This window comes from Helicobacter sp. WB40 (genome assembly GCF_027859275.1).
GTDB lineage: Bacteria > Campylobacterota > Campylobacteria > Campylobacterales > Helicobacteraceae > Helicobacter_D > Helicobacter_D ibis.
Genome location: NZ_JAQHXS010000014.1, coordinates 1 through 18,485 on the forward strand (window position 1 = coordinate 1; position 18,485 = coordinate 18,485).

General features: G+C 31.4%; 19 protein-coding genes and 1 tRNA gene. 9 read left to right on the top strand and 11 right to left on the bottom strand.

Annotation, left to right across the window (positions count from 1 at the left end; all coding sequences use genetic code 11):
• Positions 1–84: 84 nt before the first annotated feature.
• Both PF022_RS08370 and PF022_RS08375 read right to left on the bottom strand, forming a co-directional pair.
• Complete coding sequence (locus PF022_RS08370) at positions 85–615, bottom strand: hypothetical protein (RefSeq protein ID WP_271022001.1); 531 nt, start codon at positions 613–615, stop codon at positions 85–87.
• A complete protein-coding gene (locus PF022_RS08375) occupies positions 612–1,610 on the bottom strand; it encodes a hypothetical protein (protein WP_271023520.1) in 999 nt (332 codons plus the stop codon). Before PF022_RS08375 ends, PF022_RS08370 begins: the two co-directional genes overlap by 4 nt.
• A gap of 93 nt (positions 1,611–1,703) precedes the next feature.
• Between PF022_RS08375 and PF022_RS08380 the strand changes: the two genes are divergently transcribed.
• Entirely contained in the window at positions 1,704–2,456 is a 753-nt protein-coding gene (locus tag PF022_RS08380; protein WP_271023521.1) for an extracellular solute-binding protein, read from the top strand.
• On the opposite strand, the gene PF022_RS08385 is transcribed toward PF022_RS08380, so the two are convergent.
• The 8 genes from PF022_RS08385 to panC form a co-directional block, all read right to left on the bottom strand.
• Complete coding sequence (locus tag PF022_RS08385) at positions 2,457–3,653, bottom strand: multidrug effflux MFS transporter (protein ID WP_271023522.1); 1,197 nt, start codon at positions 3,651–3,653, stop codon at positions 2,457–2,459.
• 39 nt (positions 3,654–3,692) lie between these two features.
• Positions 3,693–4,463 carry a flagellar biosynthetic protein FliR gene (gene fliR / locus PF022_RS08390; RefSeq protein ID WP_271022004.1) on the bottom strand — a complete coding sequence of 257 codons (771 nt, stop codon included), beginning with the start codon at positions 4,461–4,463 and terminating at the stop codon, positions 3,693–3,695.
• A complete protein-coding gene (locus PF022_RS08395) occupies positions 4,464–5,105 on the bottom strand; it encodes an ABC transporter ATP-binding protein (RefSeq protein WP_271022005.1) in 642 nt (213 codons plus the stop codon).
• A gap of 3 nt (positions 5,106–5,108) precedes the next feature.
• Entirely contained in the window at positions 5,109–6,176 is a 1,068-nt protein-coding gene (gene tsf / locus PF022_RS08400) for a translation elongation factor Ts (protein WP_271022006.1), read from the bottom strand.
• A 1-nt stretch (position 6,177) separates the two neighbouring features.
• Entirely contained in the window at positions 6,178–6,987 is an 810-nt protein-coding gene (gene rpsB, locus PF022_RS08405; protein ID WP_271022007.1) for a 30S ribosomal protein S2, read from the bottom strand.
• A 135-nt stretch (positions 6,988–7,122) separates the two neighbouring features.
• Positions 7,123–7,359, bottom strand: a complete 237-nt coding sequence (gene yedF, locus PF022_RS08410; protein ID WP_271022008.1) for a sulfurtransferase-like selenium metabolism protein YedF — start codon at positions 7,357–7,359, stop codon at positions 7,123–7,125.
• Positions 7,360–7,362: 3 nt separating this feature from the next.
• Complete coding sequence (gene yedE, locus PF022_RS08415) at positions 7,363–8,574, bottom strand: selenium metabolism membrane protein YedE/FdhT (RefSeq protein ID WP_271023523.1); 1,212 nt, start codon at positions 8,572–8,574, stop codon at positions 7,363–7,365.
• A gap of 140 nt (positions 8,575–8,714) precedes the next feature.
• Positions 8,715–9,557 carry a pantoate--beta-alanine ligase gene (panC, locus tag PF022_RS08420; RefSeq protein WP_271023524.1) on the bottom strand — a complete coding sequence of 281 codons (843 nt, stop codon included), beginning with the start codon at positions 9,555–9,557 and terminating at the stop codon, positions 8,715–8,717.
• A gap of 87 nt (positions 9,558–9,644) precedes the next feature.
• Here panC and PF022_RS08425 point away from each other — a divergent pair, with 87 nt between their 5' ends.
• Positions 9,645–10,571, top strand: coding sequence for a hypothetical protein (locus tag PF022_RS08425; RefSeq protein WP_271022011.1), 927 nt, complete (start codon positions 9,645–9,647; stop codon positions 10,569–10,571).
• 57 nt (positions 10,572–10,628) lie between these two features.
• Positions 10,629–10,704: transfer RNA gene (locus PF022_RS08430), tRNA-Phe, on the top strand.
• Positions 10,705–10,710: 6 nt separating this feature from the next.
• Here the strand turns inward: PF022_RS08430 and PF022_RS08435 are convergent.
• Complete coding sequence (locus tag PF022_RS08435) at positions 10,711–12,648, bottom strand: TonB-dependent receptor domain-containing protein (RefSeq protein ID WP_271023525.1); 1,938 nt, start codon at positions 12,646–12,648, stop codon at positions 10,711–10,713.
• Between the two features lie 141 nt (positions 12,649–12,789).
• Between PF022_RS08435 and pyrD the strand changes: the two genes are divergently transcribed.
• Genes pyrD through rseP form a run of 6 tightly spaced genes read left to right on the top strand, consistent with a single transcriptional unit; the run spans position 12,790 to position 18,479 of the window.
• Positions 12,790–13,845, top strand: coding sequence for a dihydroorotate dehydrogenase (quinone) (gene pyrD / locus PF022_RS08440; RefSeq protein ID WP_271022013.1), 1,056 nt, complete (start codon positions 12,790–12,792; stop codon positions 13,843–13,845).
• Between the two features lie 41 nt (positions 13,846–13,886).
• Positions 13,887–15,155 carry a M16 family metallopeptidase gene (locus PF022_RS08445; RefSeq protein ID WP_271022014.1) on the top strand — a complete coding sequence of 423 codons (1,269 nt, stop codon included), beginning with the start codon at positions 13,887–13,889 and terminating at the stop codon, positions 15,153–15,155.
• Positions 15,156–15,163: 8 nt separating this feature from the next.
• The gene (dapA, locus tag PF022_RS08450; RefSeq protein ID WP_271023526.1) at positions 15,164–16,075 is read left to right on the top strand and encodes a 4-hydroxy-tetrahydrodipicolinate synthase; all 912 of its coding nucleotides are present in this window, start codon (positions 15,164–15,166) and stop codon (positions 16,073–16,075) included.
• A complete protein-coding gene (locus PF022_RS08455) occupies positions 16,072–16,854 on the top strand; it encodes an enoyl-ACP reductase (protein WP_271022016.1) in 783 nt (260 codons plus the stop codon). Before dapA ends, PF022_RS08455 begins: the two co-directional genes overlap by 4 nt.
• The gene (gene pgsA / locus PF022_RS08460; protein ID WP_271022017.1) at positions 16,855–17,403 is read left to right on the top strand and encodes a CDP-diacylglycerol--glycerol-3-phosphate 3-phosphatidyltransferase; all 549 of its coding nucleotides are present in this window, start codon (positions 16,855–16,857) and stop codon (positions 17,401–17,403) included.
• A gap of 2 nt (positions 17,404–17,405) precedes the next feature.
• Positions 17,406–18,479: an RIP metalloprotease RseP gene (gene rseP, locus PF022_RS08465; protein ID WP_271023527.1), complete on the top strand. Its 1,074-nt coding sequence runs from the start codon at positions 17,406–17,408 to the stop codon at positions 18,477–18,479.
• Positions 18,480–18,485 lie beyond the last annotated feature (6 nt).

Here is an 18,485-nt window from a genome sequence, read left to right on the forward strand (position 1 = left end):
CTAATAATGTAAATAGAATTGCAGATGATATTATTAGTGATGTAAATAAGAAAAGATTCTAGGAGTCTTTTCTTAGATAAATTGCTAATTTATAAGTGTTATTGTTATATTAAATACTATTTCTTTTTTATTTGGATACATTGTTAATTCTTCTATTTTTAGTGTTATAAATGATTGTTCTATAGATTCTATTAATTCCATTATATTTTGGAAGTTGCTCTCTCCCCTTATGTAGATGTTTGATTGTTGTTTTTCTATATTTGAATCTATATTTAAGTTATCACATATTTCTCTTAGTTCTGATATTTCATTGCGTTTGGAGTGGAGATTTTGTATTTGTTGGTTTTGCTTGTGTATTTCTTGTTTTAGTCTTTCTATTTCGTTATCCAAGGCACTCACATCTGTTGCAGTAAGGTTTGAATCAACAATTGAATCTAAGATATTTTGATTTTCTAATAGCTCATTAATGCTTTTATTAAGATTGTATTGTGCGTTATTTAGCGTTTGATTGAGTGAGATTGCAAATGATAATACAAAGATTGTAATGAGTAAAAGTATTTTTTCTCTTTTAGTCATTTTATCTATTAGTGCTTCTGACTTTGTTATAAGATTCATTGCATAATCTCCACAAATATATAAGTATCATTGCTTGGTATATCTTGTATATTGTTTATATTGTGTAATTTATCAGTTGTTAAAATTGCATTATTATCTTTTAATATCAGCATAAAAAGCGAGGAATCTTTGTAACCTATGTATTTTACTTTTACATTATTTTCTTTTATATATTTATAAGTGTCATAGAAGAAATCAACAATATGAGTTTGTGTATTGCCATATTTTAATAATATTTTTTTATTTTGCTCTTGTTTTGATAATAAAGCTTGAAGCTGTGATGTTGCTTGTTGGATTTTGTGCTCTAGCTCCTTTTCTTGTTGTAGGTTTTGATTGTTTACTTCTAGCTTTTGGTTTATTTCTGACTTAATTATTGTAACTTGTGTTATGTTGGCATTGCTTTTTATGTTTAGATATGTAGGATATGCAAGTCCAAGCAAGATTCCACAAAATATAGTAGCTATCATAATAAATAGTGGTTGCTTGAGAAGTGGAGGTTTTTTGGGAATTTGGTTTAGGTTTGTGATTTGTAGATTATTTGGGCTTTGGTGTATTTGTTTTAATTTTAATTGTGATGTATCAAATGTATTATCTAAATTCCATAAATAAGTGTTACCTTGCAAAATCTCACAATTTATTTCATCAAAGCTCCCATAAATAGCAAAATCTACAATGTGTTGATTGTTGTATTTTACATATTGTATTTCTTTATTGCATGTTATTATAAAATTACAATCTTCACTTCCAAGCTGTGAGGCTAGAAATATCGGGTGAGTTAGTATTTCTTTTGAATCTTTTGTGTATTTTTTTAGATTATCCTTTTTAATTAGCACACAATAATAAGTATCTTTTAATCTTGTATATAAAAAAATATATTCACAATATTCATCAAAGCCAAAAATCTTGCAGAATCTAGATTCTAGCTCATCTCTATCTAGCTCTTCTTTTGTGTTTAATTTGTGGAATACTATTTCATTGCTTTGGATAAAAATCATTATTTTACTTTATGCTTTTTATCATTTTATCTTATTAATCTTGCATTTACTTATTTTATATAGAATTTTAAGACAATTTTATTAAGGAGATTTATGAAACATATTGTTACAAAATTTGGAATTTTAGCATTGCTATTTAGTGGAACATTATTTGCAGATATAAATGTATATGGTCCAGGAGGTCCTCACACTGCATTACAAGAAATAGCAAAAGAATTTGAAGCTAAAACAGGAAATAAGGTAAATATAATATTTGGACCACAAAGCACATGGAGGGATAAAGCAGCACAAAATGCAGATATTTTATTTGGTTCATCAGAGCAATCAGCATTAGCTATCGCTACTGATTTTAGTGGATTTGACCCAAAGAAAATAAAGCCACTATACTTAAGAGAGGCAATTATTCTAACAAAAAAGGGGAATCCTTTAAAAATTAGGGGATTAAAAGATCTAGCAAATAAGCAAGTAAGAATCGTAGTGCCAGAAGGTGCTGGGAAAAGCAATACTTCCGGGACTGGTGTGTGGGAAGATATGATTGGTAGAACAAAAAATATAGATACAATTGCCAAATTCCGTGCAAATATAGTTGAATTCACACCAAATAGTGGTGGTGCTAGAAAGGCATTTTTAGAAGATAGGGCTGATGTATGGATTACATGGCTTGACTGGGCGAAAAGCAATCCAGATTTTGGTGATGTAGTAAAAATAGAAAAAGATTTGGTTGTTTATAGGGATTTTAATGTTGTTGCCAAAGATAATGCAAGTAAAGAAGCAAATGATTTTATAGAATTTCTAAGCACAAAAGAATCTGAAAAAATATTTAACAAATATGGCTGGAGTAAATAATTATCTCCTGCGTGGTATTATAAAAAAATAAATACTAGAAGCAACAATTAAGCACATTGCTATTACAAACGCTAGTGGCAGTGGGCTATTTGCTTCAATAACACTTACTATAAAAGCTACAAAACCAGCTATTAAAAATTGGGTTGTCCCAAAGAGGGCTGAAGCACTTCCGGAGTTATTTTTAAATCTAGCCATAGCAAGTGTAGTTGTATTTGGTGCGACAAACCCAAGCATACCTATCATAAAGAACAATAAAATCTCAAAAAATACAAAATGCAACCTAAAAATCCCAACGCAAATTAACAAAAGTGCAATAATAAACATTATAAAAAACGCCTTTGGAAGTATGCTATATGGAGAATATGAGTATTTTAGCGTAATTTGTGCATTTATATTTGCAAATATAATAAAAGAAAATGCGTTTAATCCAAATAAGATTCCATATGCCTTTTCACTCAAGCCATAATACTCTCTAAAAATATATGATGAGCCTGCAATATATGCAAATATAGTAGCCATAGCAAATGCTGATGAGAAGATATAGATTCTAAATCGTCTATCTTTTAATATTGTTATGTAATTTTTTAGGACATGTTTTGTATCTAGCTTTAGATTATTCCTCTTTTCTTTTATGTCTTTTAAGCCAAAAACAACACACAATAATAAAATAATCCCCAAAATAAATAGTGTCGTAAAAATACTCTTCCATGAGAAATAATCAAGCAATAGACTGCCAAAAGTTGGAGATAACATTGGAGCAAGAGAAGAAGTTACCATAATTAGTGCAAAAATGCTTGAGGCTTCTTTGAAACTAAAATTATCATTTACTATCGCCATTGTTATCACAACTCCAGCACAACCACCTAGTGCTTGTAAGAATCTAAATACAATAAATGCATAAATGGAATCTACGCTAAGACATGCAAAAGTTGAGACTATAAATATAATAAGTCCTACATAAAGCGGAATCTTCCTGCCATACACATCGCTAATTGGACCATAAATTAGCTGCCCTAATGAAAATGCTAGAAAAAATGAAACGATTGATAATTGCATGTAAAATGGATTTGTGTGAAATGCTATTTGCACTTCGCTTAAGGCCGGTAAATACATATCTGTGGATAATGGTGCTAATGATGACATGAATGCTAATATAAAGATAATTTTGATTTTCTTTGCACTCAATAATTCTTTCACTTTAAATCCTTGTTTAAGATTCTATTATATCACTAAAAATTATTGAAATAAGATAGTAAGTGCATCAAACGCACTTAAAAACTCTCTTTTAAAATGTATCATGACTGCTGGAATTATGACTATTAATACAGCAAATGCTATTGTGATTTTTACTGGGAATCCTATGGCAAGTAGGTTAAATTGAGGGTGTGCTTTCATAATCATTCCAAAAATAATATCAGATAGCAATATAAGTGCAATAATTGGAAACGCCATTGTAAGCCCAATTAAAAAGAGATTTGAGAATGATTTTATTATATATTGTATGTAATTATCGCTAAACATAAAGCTTCCCAGAGGAATTTCTTGTATGCTTGAAGATACGAAATAGAAAAACAAATGATGATAATCAAGTGCTAACATTATAAGCAAGGCTAGAAGCGTTAGAAGTTGTCCTACGATAGGCTTTTGTGTGCCTGTTACTGGATCATAAGCATTCGCTATTGTAAGTCCCATTGCAAATGATATTAACTCCCCACCAAAAGATATCATGCCAAATACTATCTGCAGTGCCATAGAAGCCAAGAAGCCAAGCATTATCTCTGATAAACCGGCAACAATAAATTCTAAAATAGTCATATCAGCAGGAGGTATCACTTCCACTATCGGTATAAAAAGCACCGTAAGCCAAAAAATTAATATGCCTTTTATCTGCATATTTAAAAGTTGATTTTCAAAAAATGGAAAAAATGCAATAATCCCGCTAAACCTTAAAAGCAATAATAAAAAATTAGCAACATTTCCTTCTGTTAGATATGCTAATAGTTCCATTTATATGCTTAGAGTATGTAGCTTTGAATCTCTTAGTTCATATGCCATATCAGCTCTTTTTGCAAGAAGTGGGTCATGAGTAACAAAAATCAAAAGAGACGAATTTGCCTTAGCATAGGAGAATAATATTTCCATAACATTAAATGCCATTTCCCTATCTAGGTTACCAGTTGGCTCATCAGCAAATATTATCTTTGGCTTTTTAGTTAGGATTCTTGCAATTGAAAGCCTTTGTTGTTGCCCACCGCTAAGTGTGCTTACATTGTGATTTATTATATTTTGAATCCCAAATAATTCTAGTAAATTAGAATCTATTTTTTCATTACTTAATATTTCTGCAATTTGAAGATTCTCATATGCACTAAATCCCAAAAATAAATAATGTGATTGAAATATTATTCCTAAGTCTTTTCTTCTTATATTTAAAATCTCGCTTTGAGATAGTGAGTATATATCTTTATTAAAGAGTTTGATTGTGCCTAATGTTGGTTTTAAGAAAGAAGATAGAATATGCAAAAGTGTGCTTTTACCACTACCACTAACACCCATTATGGATATTATATCGCCACCTTTGCCAAATAGAGAGACATTATCTAAGATTGGCTTTTCATAGCCAAAAGAAATGTCCCTTGCCTCTAACATTATCTATCCAAGCTGTGCTGCTACTTCATCAGCGAAATTACTTTCTTGTTTTTCTATACCTTCACCCAGCTCGAATCTTATGTATTCAACTACTGAAATCTCATCGCCAAGTTCGCTTCCTTTTTCGTTTAGAACTTGTTGGATAGTTTTTTTATCGTCCATTACATAGAATTGTCCAAGAAGAGTTAATCTTTGGTCTAAAATTGTTGAATCTGCTTTGAATCTCTCAATTTGACCCGGAAGAATCTTGTCCCAAATAGCTTCTGGCTTACCTTGAGACTTTAGCTCTTCTTTTAGTTTTTCTGTTTGCTGTGCGATAATTTCATCGCTTAGTTCTGCTTGAGATATATATTGTGGAATCTTATGTAATGGCTTACCAAGTCTTTTTAGCTCTTCATTTTCTTTTTCTAGTTCAGCTATGATGGCAGTTTTTTCGCTTTTGATGAAGTCCATATCAAAAGATTCATAAGATATAACTTGAGGCTTCATTGCAGCAGCGTGCATACATAGATTCTTTGTAAAGTCAGCTAACTTTCCTACACTCTCTGCCTTGTTGCATTTTAGAGCGATGATAACGCCAACTCTACCATTAGAATGCACATAAGCATTTACAATTCCATTTCCACTAGTGCTTACTTTTGCGATTCTTCTTACTACTATATTTTCGCCAATTTTGGCAATTTGTGTTTTTAGATATTCTTCAAACTTAGTGCCATCTAAGCTTAATGTGTGCAGTTCTTCAGCACTAGAAATATTTGAATCATAAATAGCATCGATAGTCTTAACTCCAAGCTCTTTAAAGCCGTCATTTTTAGCCACAAAGTCAGTTTCAGAGTTTATCTCAACCATACTTGCTTTTGAAAAATCAGATGCAACTTTTATGTTAATAGCACCTTCAGCAGCTACTCTATCAGCTTTTTTAGCAGCTTTACTTAAGCCCTTTTCTCTTAAGTATTCTACCGCTTTATCTATATCTCCATTCGTTTCTACTAATGCCTTTTTGCAGTCCATCATACCAGCATCAGTCATTTCTCTTAGTTGCTTTACTAATTGTGCACTAATTTCTGCCATGTTATTGCTCCTTTGATTCCTCTTGCATTTTTTTCTCAAAATCTTCTTCGCTCATAGCTTCATTTATAACTTCTTGTTTCTCTTCTTCGCTAATTGGAGCTACTTCATCAGTATTTGCAGGTATTTCTCCACCAGCTATTGCCCTTCCTTCAGTGATTGCTTCTGCTATTTCTTTGCAGAATAGCTGTATTGATCTTATAGCATCATCATTTCCAGGTATAGGATAATCAACAACATCAGGATCGCAATTTGTATCAAGTGGTGCAACAACAGGGATTCCAAGTCTTCTAGCTTCAGCAACTGCTATTTTTTCTTTTGCAGCGTCAATTACAAAAATCATATCAGGTGCTTTTTTAAGATGTCTTACACCACCTAGATATTGAGTTAATTTCTCTTTTTTTCTTTGAATCATTAATTTTTCTTTTTTTGTTAGCAAGTCGATTTGATTGCTAGATTCCATTTCTTCAATGATTTCAAGTTTTCTTATTGATTTTTTGATTGTTGAGAAGTTTGTTAGCATACCACCTAGCCATCTATAATTAACATAAGGTGCTTGAACGCTCTCTGCGTATTCTTTTAGTGTTTCGCTTGCTTGTTTCTTTGTGCCAACAAACATTATTGTCTTGCCCTCTGCAGCAGCGTCTCTTACGATATTGTATGTATATCTAAAATATCTTAGAGTTTTTTGTAAATCTATTATGTGAATATTTTTTCTTACACCAAAAATAAATTTTTTCATTTTTGGATTCCAGCGTCTTGTTTGATGTCCGAAATGAACACCACATTCCAAAAGGTCTTTCATAGTAACCATATTATTCTCCTTAAAGTTAGTTTTCCCTCCACGCTCATAAACGATAAATCGCAACCTAACTAGGATTAGCGTGTGTGAATTTTGAAAAAATTAAAGCTATAATTTTACTAAAAATTTTTTTAAATTTAGCTTTTATTAAGGCTTTTTAATAAAATATCTAATTGTAGCTCCAATTTGCTCTATTTCTAGCACTTCATACCCATGATTCTTAGCATCTATTGGGATATTATTTATGCTTTGTGGACAATCACTAATTATCTCTAAAATGTCACCATTTTTTAATTCAGGTAATACCTCCAATGTCCTTATAGCAGGATAAGGACATGGTTCACCTTGTAAGTCAAGTCTATATGTTGGTAGTATATTTTTCATTTTTTATCCTTGATATGCATTTTGGAATTTTTGATTTTTTCTATATTTATTTTCTAAAAATAAAACAAATGCCAAAAACAAAAGTAATAAAACATAATTTGCCAACAGCCCACCATAGTTTCCAAAAGATTCTAGTAGATTTATTTTTGGAAAATTTGTCGCTAAAGTTGGAGCATAAAAGTCCCATGTAAGTGCAACTAATGTAGAACCTATTATATTTCCGATTCCAACTATTACATAATGCATTTGCCCCTCTACTGCCCTATACATCCAACCACATTCGCACCCGCCAGCAATAACAATGCCAAAACCAAATAGCAAACCACCAATAATAGCACTAGGAGCAGCCCACATAATTTTTGGCGGTATTCCCAACATTATGTAACTAAAAACACCTATTGTAGATACTATCATTCCCACAATAACAGCCCTTGCCATATATCCTCTACCAGTTATAAACAAATCCCTAAAAGCTGAAGTAAAACATATTTGTGCTCTTGAAATAATAAACCCAAATGCAACCCCAAAAATAGTAGCTATCGCTAGAATCGATATTTTTTTGCCTTCTGGTATTTGTGTATAAAAAATCAAATATAAAATAAATCCAACTATAAACACACAAGCAAGAATCCCAAAAAATATATTCAAAGTTGCACTGCTTTTTGTTAGATTCTTTTTACTATCTACTTTTTGTAAAGTTACATTAGAGCGAAAAATTGGCAATAAAACAACCTTAGTGCCAAAATATACTCCAATTATAGTTGCAATAGTAAAAAACCAAGCATGCAAACTAAACTGCGGAATCCCAGTAAAGAAACTTGCCAAATTACAACCCATACCAATTCTTGCTCCAAATCCAGCAATAATCCCACCAAGCAAAGCCTGTATTATCCTTATATTGCTTTGTGGCATTCTTAATTTTATGTTATTTGCAAAACTAGTAGCAATAAATGCACCAAAAAACATACCAATAATCATAACGCCATCTATTCTATCAAGCGGAGTTCCGCTTAAACCTATTATCTTAAAGTATCCAAGAGATTGTGTATCAACTCCTAAAAATTGAAATATATGACCGCCCCAGCGGGTAAATTCTCCAGTTACTGCCCAGTAAGTTCCAGTTAATCCAAAATAATATGCAGATAAGATTCCAAGTGCCACAATAGCAGGCATTGGAGAATAAAATTTAACAAAACATTTATGTAACAATTCCATGTAAATCCGATTAAATATTGATAGTGTGATTTGAAAATAAGAAATTTAGAAGAATCTTTTTTCAAATGTATGCTTTATACAAAAGCCTTGCTCTCAAAGATTAAAGTGGCAAATCTATTATAAAAATACTTAATAGCAAATTAAAGCCAAAGATTATCTAGCAATCTAACTCCATTAATCCTTACTACAATTAGTATTATGGTGTTATTCTTTTCTATTGTCTTTATTGTTTCTAGTTTTTTATTTACTATTTCAAAATATTCTATCTCTAAGCCCTCTAAGACCTTTGTGGCGATTTCTTTAATTTTTTTACTATTTGTCTCGCCATTTATTATTGCTTTAGAGGCTTCTCTTAAGCTTTTTGATATTTTTAATGCTTCGTTTTTTTCATCATCATTTAAGTAAGCATTTCTTGAGCTTAACGCAAGTCCATTTTCATCTCTTATAATTTGAGATTCTACTATTTCAATTGGTAAGAATAAATCTTCTATCATTTGTTTTATTATTAATAATTGTTGTGCATCTTTTTTGCCAAAAAATGCTCTATGCGGAGTTACTATATTAAATAGTTTTAATACAACTTGCACAACACCATCAAAATGCCCAGCTCTTGCCTTACCTTCTAATGTATTTGATAGGCTTTGTGGAGCTTTTAGCTTTATTTGCATATCATCTTTGTATGGATACATCTCATCAATCGTTGGCATAAACACAACTGCATTTAGGCTTTTGCACAAATTTATATCTGCTTCTTCTTTTCTTGGGTATTTATTGAAGTCTTCGTTTTTACCAAATTGTGTTGGATTTACAAAGATTGATACTATTGTTAGCTCACATGATTCTACACTTTGTCTAATTAGTGATAGATGTCCATTATGTAATGCACCCATTGTTGGCACTAGGCCTATTTTGTGGGTTGGATTTTTTATTTTATAGTTTTGTATAAATGTTTGCATATCTTTTGTTGTTTTAAATATTTGCATTAAAAATCCTAGAATAATTTTTAGTCTATTATATAAAAAATTTATGTTAGAATCTTTGATTCTTAAAATTTAAAGTTGGGGTATATCGTGCAATTAGAAGGCTTAAAGCAGTTGGTATTGGTATCTGATAGTGATTTTTTATCATTGCCAGAGAAGTTAATTTTAGCAAACTCTCAAGAAAATGACTTTGTAATATTTCCTTACATGTATCAGGGGCATTTTGCCTTTGAATCTGCATTAAATGAAAGAAAGTGTCTAATTTATGATTCTAACCCACTTGTAAAAATTAACTTTGAATCAGAATTCTTTTATCCAAGCCTCTTTGGGATTAAAGCTAGGTTAGATTCTATAAAGGTTAATAATGACTTTACAGAAAGCAATGCACAAAAATATCTAAACCCACGCACATATATAGAAGTCATAGCTATTAAAAACCATCTATCTAAAGCCAATGGAGATGCTATTGATTTATGGATAAAAAGACTAGTTTGTGAAGCACTAAAGATTCCACCAACAATCCCACAAAATCCAAATGAAATTGCATATCTGGACATAAAGGCATTTATATTAAAGATGTATAAGAATATTTATAGCAATTTAGACCCAATGAAAACACTTATTTTACACACTCATATTCCGCAGTTTATAACTGAAGAAAATATTGATTCAAAGCTAAAGGGGGGCAAATGCAAAATTGCATTTTATGCTCCTTATCAATTTAATGCAAAAGAGTATTTTAAAAATAATTTTTTAAAGATGTGGTTTTGCGACATAAATGGAGAATCTCTAGCAAATAATTCACCACAAAATAAACAAGAATGGGATAATAAATGTAAAAAAGATTTTGCATTCATACACAAAAGACTTGAAAGTGGTGGCATTATTTATGTAGAAAAAACACATGAAGAAGAAGTCTATGAGTTTTTTAAAATGGCACTTTTTTATAGCTATACAAACATTGCTTCTTTTACCAATCAAAAAGGAGATAAAGTTTTTGTGTTCAAAAAATCATAATTTAAGTAATGATTAAATAAAACATAGTATAATTTCACCTTTATAGTTTTCAAAAATGGCTCGATAGCTCAGTCGGTAGAGCAGGAGACTGAAAATCTCCGTGTCGGTGGTTCGATTCCGCCTCGAGCCACCACTTATTTTAGAAATCAAATTTTATTCTAGCCCATACATTTCTACCCATTTCATATATTCTCTGACTTACTGGATTATCAGCTAAATCTAGCTCTATACTATTTTTTGATAGGTGGTAACTATATAATTTATCAGCTATATTTTCTATTCCAACTAATATTTTCATATTTTTATAAGTATATCCAGCATATATATTTGCTATTCCAAATCCACTAGAATCTCCAAAGTCCTGACCCACAACATTTCCGTATCCAACGAGAGTTCTTGTTTGTTTTGCATGCGCTATTAGCTCACCTTTAACAAAGTATTTTCCATTATCATACTGCAATGCAAAGGTTGATTGAAATGGTGCTATTTGTGCTAACGGTCTGTTATTTTTAATATCTTCTCCATAAGTGTAACTTAGTTGCAGTAATGCATATGTATTTGCTAAGAATTCATAAGAGACTTCTACCTCTCCACCAAATAGGAGTGAATTTGTATTTAAGCTTGAAGTTGATTGATTTCTATAATCTAACATTATATAATCTTGTATATGTGATACATAACCAGCAATATTGGTTTGTAACTTGTTTGTTTGATAGTTAATTCCAAGATCTATTTGAGAGTTCTTTTCTTTATTTAAATTTTCTCCATTTTTCTTAGATATTTCCCAGAAATCAGGCACTCTCTCTGCATATCCCACCCCGGCATATAATGTATAATCATTAAAGTATTTTTCAATCCTAGTAAAACCACTAATAGCGTATTTTGTATCTTGTGTTTGTGTTTTATGATTCCTTGTTTCTACTATATCACCTCTAATACCAGCAAAGTATCCTACATTATTATTGTTAAATTTCTCTAGTTGAGTAAATAAGCCATAATTTTTAAATGTGTAGTTTGGTGTGTATGGTTGATTTAATATTGTCTCTGCATCATTTATGTTGTTTTGATTTGATATTGATCTGCTTTTATGTTTGTCTATATTGTAGGTTCCACCAAAATAAACTTTAGCTAAGTTGAATTTTTTTTGATATTCTATTCTAGTTCCAGTGTTTGTTCTGTTTGGATTGCTTATTTTGTATGTTGTTCCTATTTTTGGCATATCATTTGTTAGACTAAAATTATCCATTATGTGATCTATTTCGTGGTGATATACAAGTATATCAACTATATCTTCATTTATGATTTTGGTTATATGTGCTTGGTAAGATTCTCTATCAAAAGTTCTAGCATCCATTGATCTATCAGCATATGCTGCCTCACCACGCCCTATATCTAGGCTAAATTCTAACGCTAGTGCTGGGTTTGGTGTTATGGTGCCAATTATGGTTCCAGATTGTCTTTTGTATTGTGAATGAACATTTTGATTGTTTCCGTTTTTATAATCATTACTTCTATAATTTGAATAAATTGCTTGAACATTTCCAAATTCATTACCACTAATAGCATGTGTATTTATATCCAGTCTATCAAAACTGCCATATAAAGCATCAAATCCTCCATTAAAACTTTTGTTATCTAGTCTTAGAATCTCTCTATTAAATACCATTCCGCCAGTAATTAATGAGCCATATCTCACATCTTGGGGACCTTTTATAATATTGATTGAATTATAATTTTGCGGAAATATGTATGTTAAAGTCGTATCCATTCTTCCGCCACAACCACCAAGAAGATTGCCACCATTTATAACTATAGGCAATCTTCCTCCACCAAGCGATCTAAAAAATGCCTCTGTTCCACCGCCACCCTTTTTTGATATGGAAAATCCTGGGATTTTAAGTAAACTTTCTGCTATATCACTATTATTTAATATAGAATCTTTTCCAAGCACATCTGCATAATTGATTTGTGTTGGGTTGTTTAAAGATGAATTTTTGTAAAGCGTTGATATAGATTCAGCATTAATATTCTGTAAATATATAAGTATTACAGATGAGCATGTTAAGATTTTTTTCATTAGTATCCTTGAAAGTATTTTATTACATAATACCAATCTTATTTATCGTTTCACTAGCAATGTAGTAATATTTATGCTACATTAATCAAAACATGTTACAATTTTTAGTAATTGTTACATAGATAAACTACCGAGGTTTTTATGTCCTTTTATAAATCAATTCGCCCATATATTTTCAAGTTAGATTGTGAGTTGGCACATTCTTTAGTAAATGGTATGTCTAAGGCTTGTGATTTCTTTCCTCCTATATTGTCTTTTATTTCAGAAAAAACAAAAATAGAAAGTGGGTTGTTGTATCAAGAAATAGATGAAAATAAATTTTATAATCCTGTGCTTTTAGCGGCTGGATTTGATAAAAACGCAACTATGTTAAAAAGTATGCTCTCTCTAGGTTTTGGAGCATTAGAGTTAGGTGCTATAACACCAAGACCACAAGTAGGAAATCTAAAGCCAAGAATCTGGAGACACATAGAAGAAGAAAGCATACAAAATGCAATGGGATTCAACAATGATGGCTTAAATGTTGTTTTAAACAGGATTAAGCCTAATTATCCATTTGCAATTCCGCTTGGTATAAATATCGGCAAAAACAAAGATACAGCACAAGAAAATGCAATAAAAGATTACATAGAATTAGCACTAGCTTTTACAAATTATAGTGATTATTTAAGTGTAAATATTTCATCGCCAAATACACCAAATTTGCGAGATTTACAAAATGAAGGATTCATACAAGAGCTATGTATTGCATTAAGAGAGGTTTATAGTAAGCCAATATACATCAAGTTCTCGCCTGATTTAAGTATTGATTCTATGCTTAAGCTAATAGAAGTTGCAATTAGCAATAAAATTAGTGGAATTATTATCACAAATACAACACTTGATTATTCTGTGGTGAAAAACCCGAAAGAAATAGGCGGTATAAGTGGCAAGGCATTATCAAACAAAAGTCTTCAGATACTAAAAGAAGTATCAAAAGTATATGCAAAGAAAACCACAATTATAAGTAGCGGTGGCATATATGATGCTAGGAGTGCTTATGAGCGAATCTGCCATGGAGCAAACTTGCTTAGCATTTATAGTGCTTTAATTTTTGAAGGACCTATGATTGTGCGTGATATAAATAGAGGTCTTTTAGAATTATTGCAAAGCGATGGATTTAGTAATATCACACAAGCAGTTGGAGTAAAATTATGATTCGTATTTTTTTTGGATTGTTTATATTTTTAGGAGTTTTAATGGCAGATAATAATTTTAAATCATCTTTACCAAAACATTATAGTAGCACTCTAAGTAATGGATTAGAGGTTATTGTCATACCTATGGATAATGGCTCAAATGTTGTTAGCACAAATATATTCTACAAAGTTGGTAGTAGAAATGAAATAATGGGTAAAAGCGGTATAGCACACATGCTAGAACATCTAAATTTCAAATCAAGCAAGAATCTAAAAGCTGGTGAATTTGACAAAATAGTAAAGGGATTTGGTGGTGCGACCAATGCTTCTACTGGGTTTGATTATACTCATTATTTTGTAAATTCTAGTAGTGAGAATATGAGTAAAACTCTAGAGTTATTTTCAGAGCTTATGCAGAATCTAAGCCTAAAAGATTCAGAGTTCCAACCTGAAAGAAATGTTGTAGCAGAAGAAAGATTGTGGAGGACTGATAATGATCCCATAGGCTATATGTATTTTAGGCTTTTTAATACAGCTTTTGTATATCACCCATATCATTGGACACCAATTGGATTTATGGACGATATTAGAAATTGGACTATTAAGGATATTAGAGAGTTTCACAAAATATACTATCAGCCAAAAAATGCAGTAGTAGTAATTGCAGGTGATATAGACGCAAAACAAGCTACAAAGGAAGTTGAAAAATATTTTGGTAAAATAAAAAATGCCAATATAGAAATACCAAAAGTATATATGCAAGAACCAAAGCAAGATGGATTAAAAAAGGTAAAGGTGCATAAGCAAAGTGAAGTTGAAATAATAACTCTAGCTTATAAGATTCCATCATTTAATCACAAAGACCAAATCGCACTAAACGCTATAAGTGAGATTCTAGCCAATGGAAATAGTAGTCTGCTTGTAAAAGAAATAGTAGATAATAAGCGTCTAGCAGCTGAGATTCATGCTTATAATATGGATTTAATTGATGATGGCTTATTTTTAGTCTTAGCATTAGCTAATTCTTCTGTTAGCCTAGATAAGCTAGAGAGTGAAATAAAAGCACAGCTAGATAAAGTAAAGCAGGGCAAAATAACACAAAAAGAACTAGATAAAGTAAAGAAAAATATGAAAACATCATTCTTATATGACCTAGAATCAAGTGCTAATGTAGCTAGTTTGTTTGGTAGCTATGTAGCAAGGGGTGATTTGAATGTTCTGTTAACCTTTGAGAAAAACTTCGAATCTTTAAGTTTAAAAGACATTGTAGAAGTTGCTAATAAGTATTTTGTAGATTCTCAACTAAATATAGTAACTTTGCAAAAATAAGGTAGAAAATGCGTTGCAATAATCAAGTTATAGGTGCAATGACTGCACTTGTTACGCCTTTTAAAAATGGTAAAGTAGATTTAGAAAAGTATGAATCTCTAATTATAAGACAGATAAATCAAGGGATAGACGCGATAGTGCCTGTTGGGACTACTGGAGAATCTGCTACTTTGAGCCATGATGAACATAAAGAATGTATAGAAGTAGCACTTAGTGTGTGCAAAAAATATAACAATAATGGAAAAGCTATAAAAGTATTAGCGGGTGCTGGTAGCAACTCTACAAGTGAGGCAATAGAGATTGCAAGATTCGCCCAAAGTTGCGGTGCAGATGCCATTTTGTGTGTTACTCCATATTATAACAAGCCAACACAAGAGGGCTTATATCAGCATTACAAAGAAGTTGCAAATGCACTTGAAATCCCTCTTATGCTATATAATGTTCCAAGTAGGACGGGGGTTAATTTAGAGACTAAAACTATTTTGCGACTTTTTAATGATGTAGAGAATATCTATGGGATAAAGGAAGCAAGCGGAAGTGTCGAGAAGGTAATAGAGTTAAATATGGAAGCTAAGGATTTAGTCATCGTTAGTGGTGATGATGTGCTAAATTATCCTATACTGTGCTGTGGTGGTGTTGGGACTATTTCTGTTACTTCAAATTTACTTCCTAATAAAGTCTCGCAACTCATACATAGCTATGAAAGTGGCAATCATATAGAAAGTCAAAAATTAAGCAATGAGCTTTTTTATATTAACAAAGCTTTGTTTGTTGAGAGTAATCCAATTATGATAAAGGCTGCATTATATATTTGTGGGCTTTTAGATTTATTGGAATATAGACTTCCATTAGTGCCTCCGAGCAAAGAAAACTTAAAATATTTAGAGAAAATCTTAGAAAAATATGAGGTGATAAAATGAATGATAGATTACATGGTAAGACACTAGTTATAAGCGGTGCAACTAGAGGGATAGGCAAGGCAATTTTATATCGTTTCGCACAAAATGGCGTAAATATAGCATTTACATATAACAAAAATGAAGAAGAAGCACAAAAAATTATTTTTGATGTAGAGGATAAATATGGAATAAAAGCCAGAGCATACCCTCTAAATGTCTTAGAACCAGAAACTTATAAAGACTTATTTTTAAAGATTGATGAAGATTTTTCTAGGGTTGATTTTTTTATTAGCAATGCAATTATTTATGGCAAAAGTGTTGTTGGTGGGTTTGCACCATTTATGAGGTTAAAGCCAAAGGGATTAAATAATATCTATACTGCAACTGTTCTTGCATTTGTTGTTGGAGCACAAGAAGCAGCAAAAAGAATGCAAAAAGTTGGCAAAGGAAGCATAATATCGCTTAGCTCTACTGGGAATTTAGTATATATGCCAAATTATGCAGGACATGGGAATTCCAAAAATGCAGTTGAAACTATGGTGAAATATGCTGCAATGGAATTGGGAGAATTCAACATTAGAGTAAATGCTGTAAGTGGTGGTCCAATTGATACAGATGCACTAAAGGCATTCCCTGATTATGAGCAAATAAAAGCAGCAGTCCAAGAACAAAGCCCTCTAAATAGAATGGGGACACCAGATGATATAGCAGGTGCGTGTTTATTCTTATGCGATGATAGTTCAAGTGCGTGGCTAACTGGGCAAACTATAGTAATAGATGGCGGAACAAGCTTTAAATAAATGTTTAGATTTGAGTATTTACCAAATTTTTTAACGATATTGCGTATATTTTTAGCCTTTTTATTGCTTTGTATTATGCTATATGGCGATATTCTGTTTCAAGCACCAATACATAGTAGTTGGATTAACTATTTCTCTACTTTATTATTTTGTATTGCTAGTATTACTGATTTTTTTGATGGGCTAATTGCTAGAAAATTTTCCATTATAAGCACTTTTGGAGAGATTTTTGACCCATTGGCTGATAAGCTTTTAATGCTATCTGCTTTTATAGGACTTTTGGTTTTAGATAGGGTTAATGCTTGGGCTGTGTTTTTGATTTTAAGCAGAGAGTTTTTCATAACTGGATTGCGTGTTGTAGCAGTGTCAAAGGGGATAAATGTGGCTGCTTCAAATTTAGGTAAATATAAAACTGGATTCCAAATAACTGCTATTACACTTTTGCTTATGGATTATTCTTTTGCTTCTTATGTGTTATGGTTGGCTGTGTTTATTACTATTTATTCTGGATATGATTATGTGAAGTCATATTTATTTGAATCGAGGTAAGCGTGGGGATTATTGTTTCTATTTTAGTTTTATCTTTTTTGATTTTTTTTCATGAGTTAGGGCATTTTTTAGCCGCTAGAATCTTTGGCGTTAAGGTATTAGCATTTAGCATAGGCTTTGGCAAACAAAGATTATGGAAAAAAACAATAGGAGATACGGAATATTCGATTCGCCCTATATTTCTTGGTGGCTTTGTAGAGCTTAAGGGACAAAAAGATTTTGATCCAAAAAATAGAGACTATAGCCCTGATAGCCTATATGGAATCTCTCATATAAAGAGAATTATAATACTTGCTGCTGGGTCTTTGTTTAATTTATTATTAGCATTTTTATTATTTTTGTGTGTTGCATTTATTGGTCATAATGATTTAGCACCGGTTGTTGGCAATGTGGATAAAGATAAAATAGCATATAAAGCTGGGATAATCGATAATGATGAAATAATTGAAGTAAATGGCAAGAAAATTAAGACATGGTGGCAATTAAGCAAGATAGTAGAAGATTCTAATGGAGAGAATTTAGAAATTGTATTTTTACGGGATAATAAAGAATATGTAGTAAATATAATGCCTCAAATTGGAGATTCTAAAAATATTTTTGGAGAGGATATTAAAAGAGCATTAATAGGCATAAGTGCAAAAGGAGAGATACGAACTATTTCTTATAATTTCTTAGAATCCATAGAGTATGCATACTTTAAAACAATACAATCAAGTAAATTAATAGTTCAAGGAATAGAAAGACTAATAATTGGGGTATTGCCTACAAGCGAGATTGGAGGGATAGTATCTATTGTAACCATTACAAAACAAGCTTCAGAATCTGGAATTGTAATGCTACTTGCATTTGCCGCTATGTTATCTGTAAATTTGGGGATTTTAAACTTGCTTCCTATACCCGCATTAGATGGAGGACATATAGTTTTTACCACTTATGAGATGATTGTTAGAAAACCAGCTAGCATAAATGCAATTTATTACCTGACGATATGTGGTTGGGTGATTTTATTATCTTTGATGATTTTAGGTATGTATAATGATATTACAAAGTTATTAAATGGAAGTCTAGTATTTTAAGGAGTG

Coding starts and splice junctions, on each gene's coding strand:
- PF022_RS08370 (WP_271022001.1), bottom strand. CDS start 615: ATGAATCTTATAACAAAGTCAGAAGCACTAATAGATAAAATGACTAAA.
- PF022_RS08375 (WP_271023520.1), bottom strand. CDS start 1,610: ATGATTTTTATCCAAAGCAATGAAATAGTATTCCACAAATTAAACACA.
- PF022_RS08380 (WP_271023521.1), top strand. CDS start 1,704: ATGAAACATATTGTTACAAAATTTGGAATTTTAGCATTGCTATTTAGT.
- fliR (WP_271022004.1), bottom strand. CDS start 4,463: ATGGAACTATTAGCATATCTAACAGAAGGAAATGTTGCTAATTTTTTA.
- PF022_RS08395 (WP_271022005.1), bottom strand. CDS start 5,105: ATGTTAGAGGCAAGGGACATTTCTTTTGGCTATGAAAAGCCAATCTTA.
- tsf (WP_271022006.1), bottom strand. CDS start 6,176: ATGGCAGAAATTAGTGCACAATTAGTAAAGCAACTAAGAGAAATGACT.
- rpsB (WP_271022007.1), bottom strand. CDS start 6,987: ATGGTTACTATGAAAGACCTTTTGGAATGTGGTGTTCATTTCGGACAT.
- yedF (WP_271022008.1), bottom strand. CDS start 7,359: ATGAAAAATATACTACCAACATATAGACTTGACTTACAAGGTGAACCA.
- yedE (WP_271023523.1), bottom strand. CDS start 8,574: ATGGAATTGTTACATAAATGTTTTGTTAAATTTTATTCTCCAATGCCT.
- panC (WP_271023524.1), bottom strand. CDS start 9,557: ATGCAAATATTTAAAACAACAAAAGATATGCAAACATTTATACAAAAC.
- PF022_RS08435 (WP_271023525.1), bottom strand. CDS start 12,648: ATGAAAAAAATCTTAACATGCTCATCTGTAATACTTATATATTTACAG.
- pyrD (WP_271022013.1), top strand. CDS start 12,790: ATGTCCTTTTATAAATCAATTCGCCCATATATTTTCAAGTTAGATTGT.
- PF022_RS08445 (WP_271022014.1), top strand. CDS start 13,887: ATGGCAGATAATAATTTTAAATCATCTTTACCAAAACATTATAGTAGC.
- dapA (WP_271023526.1), top strand. CDS start 15,164: ATGCGTTGCAATAATCAAGTTATAGGTGCAATGACTGCACTTGTTACG.
- PF022_RS08455 (WP_271022016.1), top strand. CDS start 16,072: ATGAATGATAGATTACATGGTAAGACACTAGTTATAAGCGGTGCAACT.
- pgsA (WP_271022017.1), top strand. CDS start 16,855: ATGTTTAGATTTGAGTATTTACCAAATTTTTTAACGATATTGCGTATA.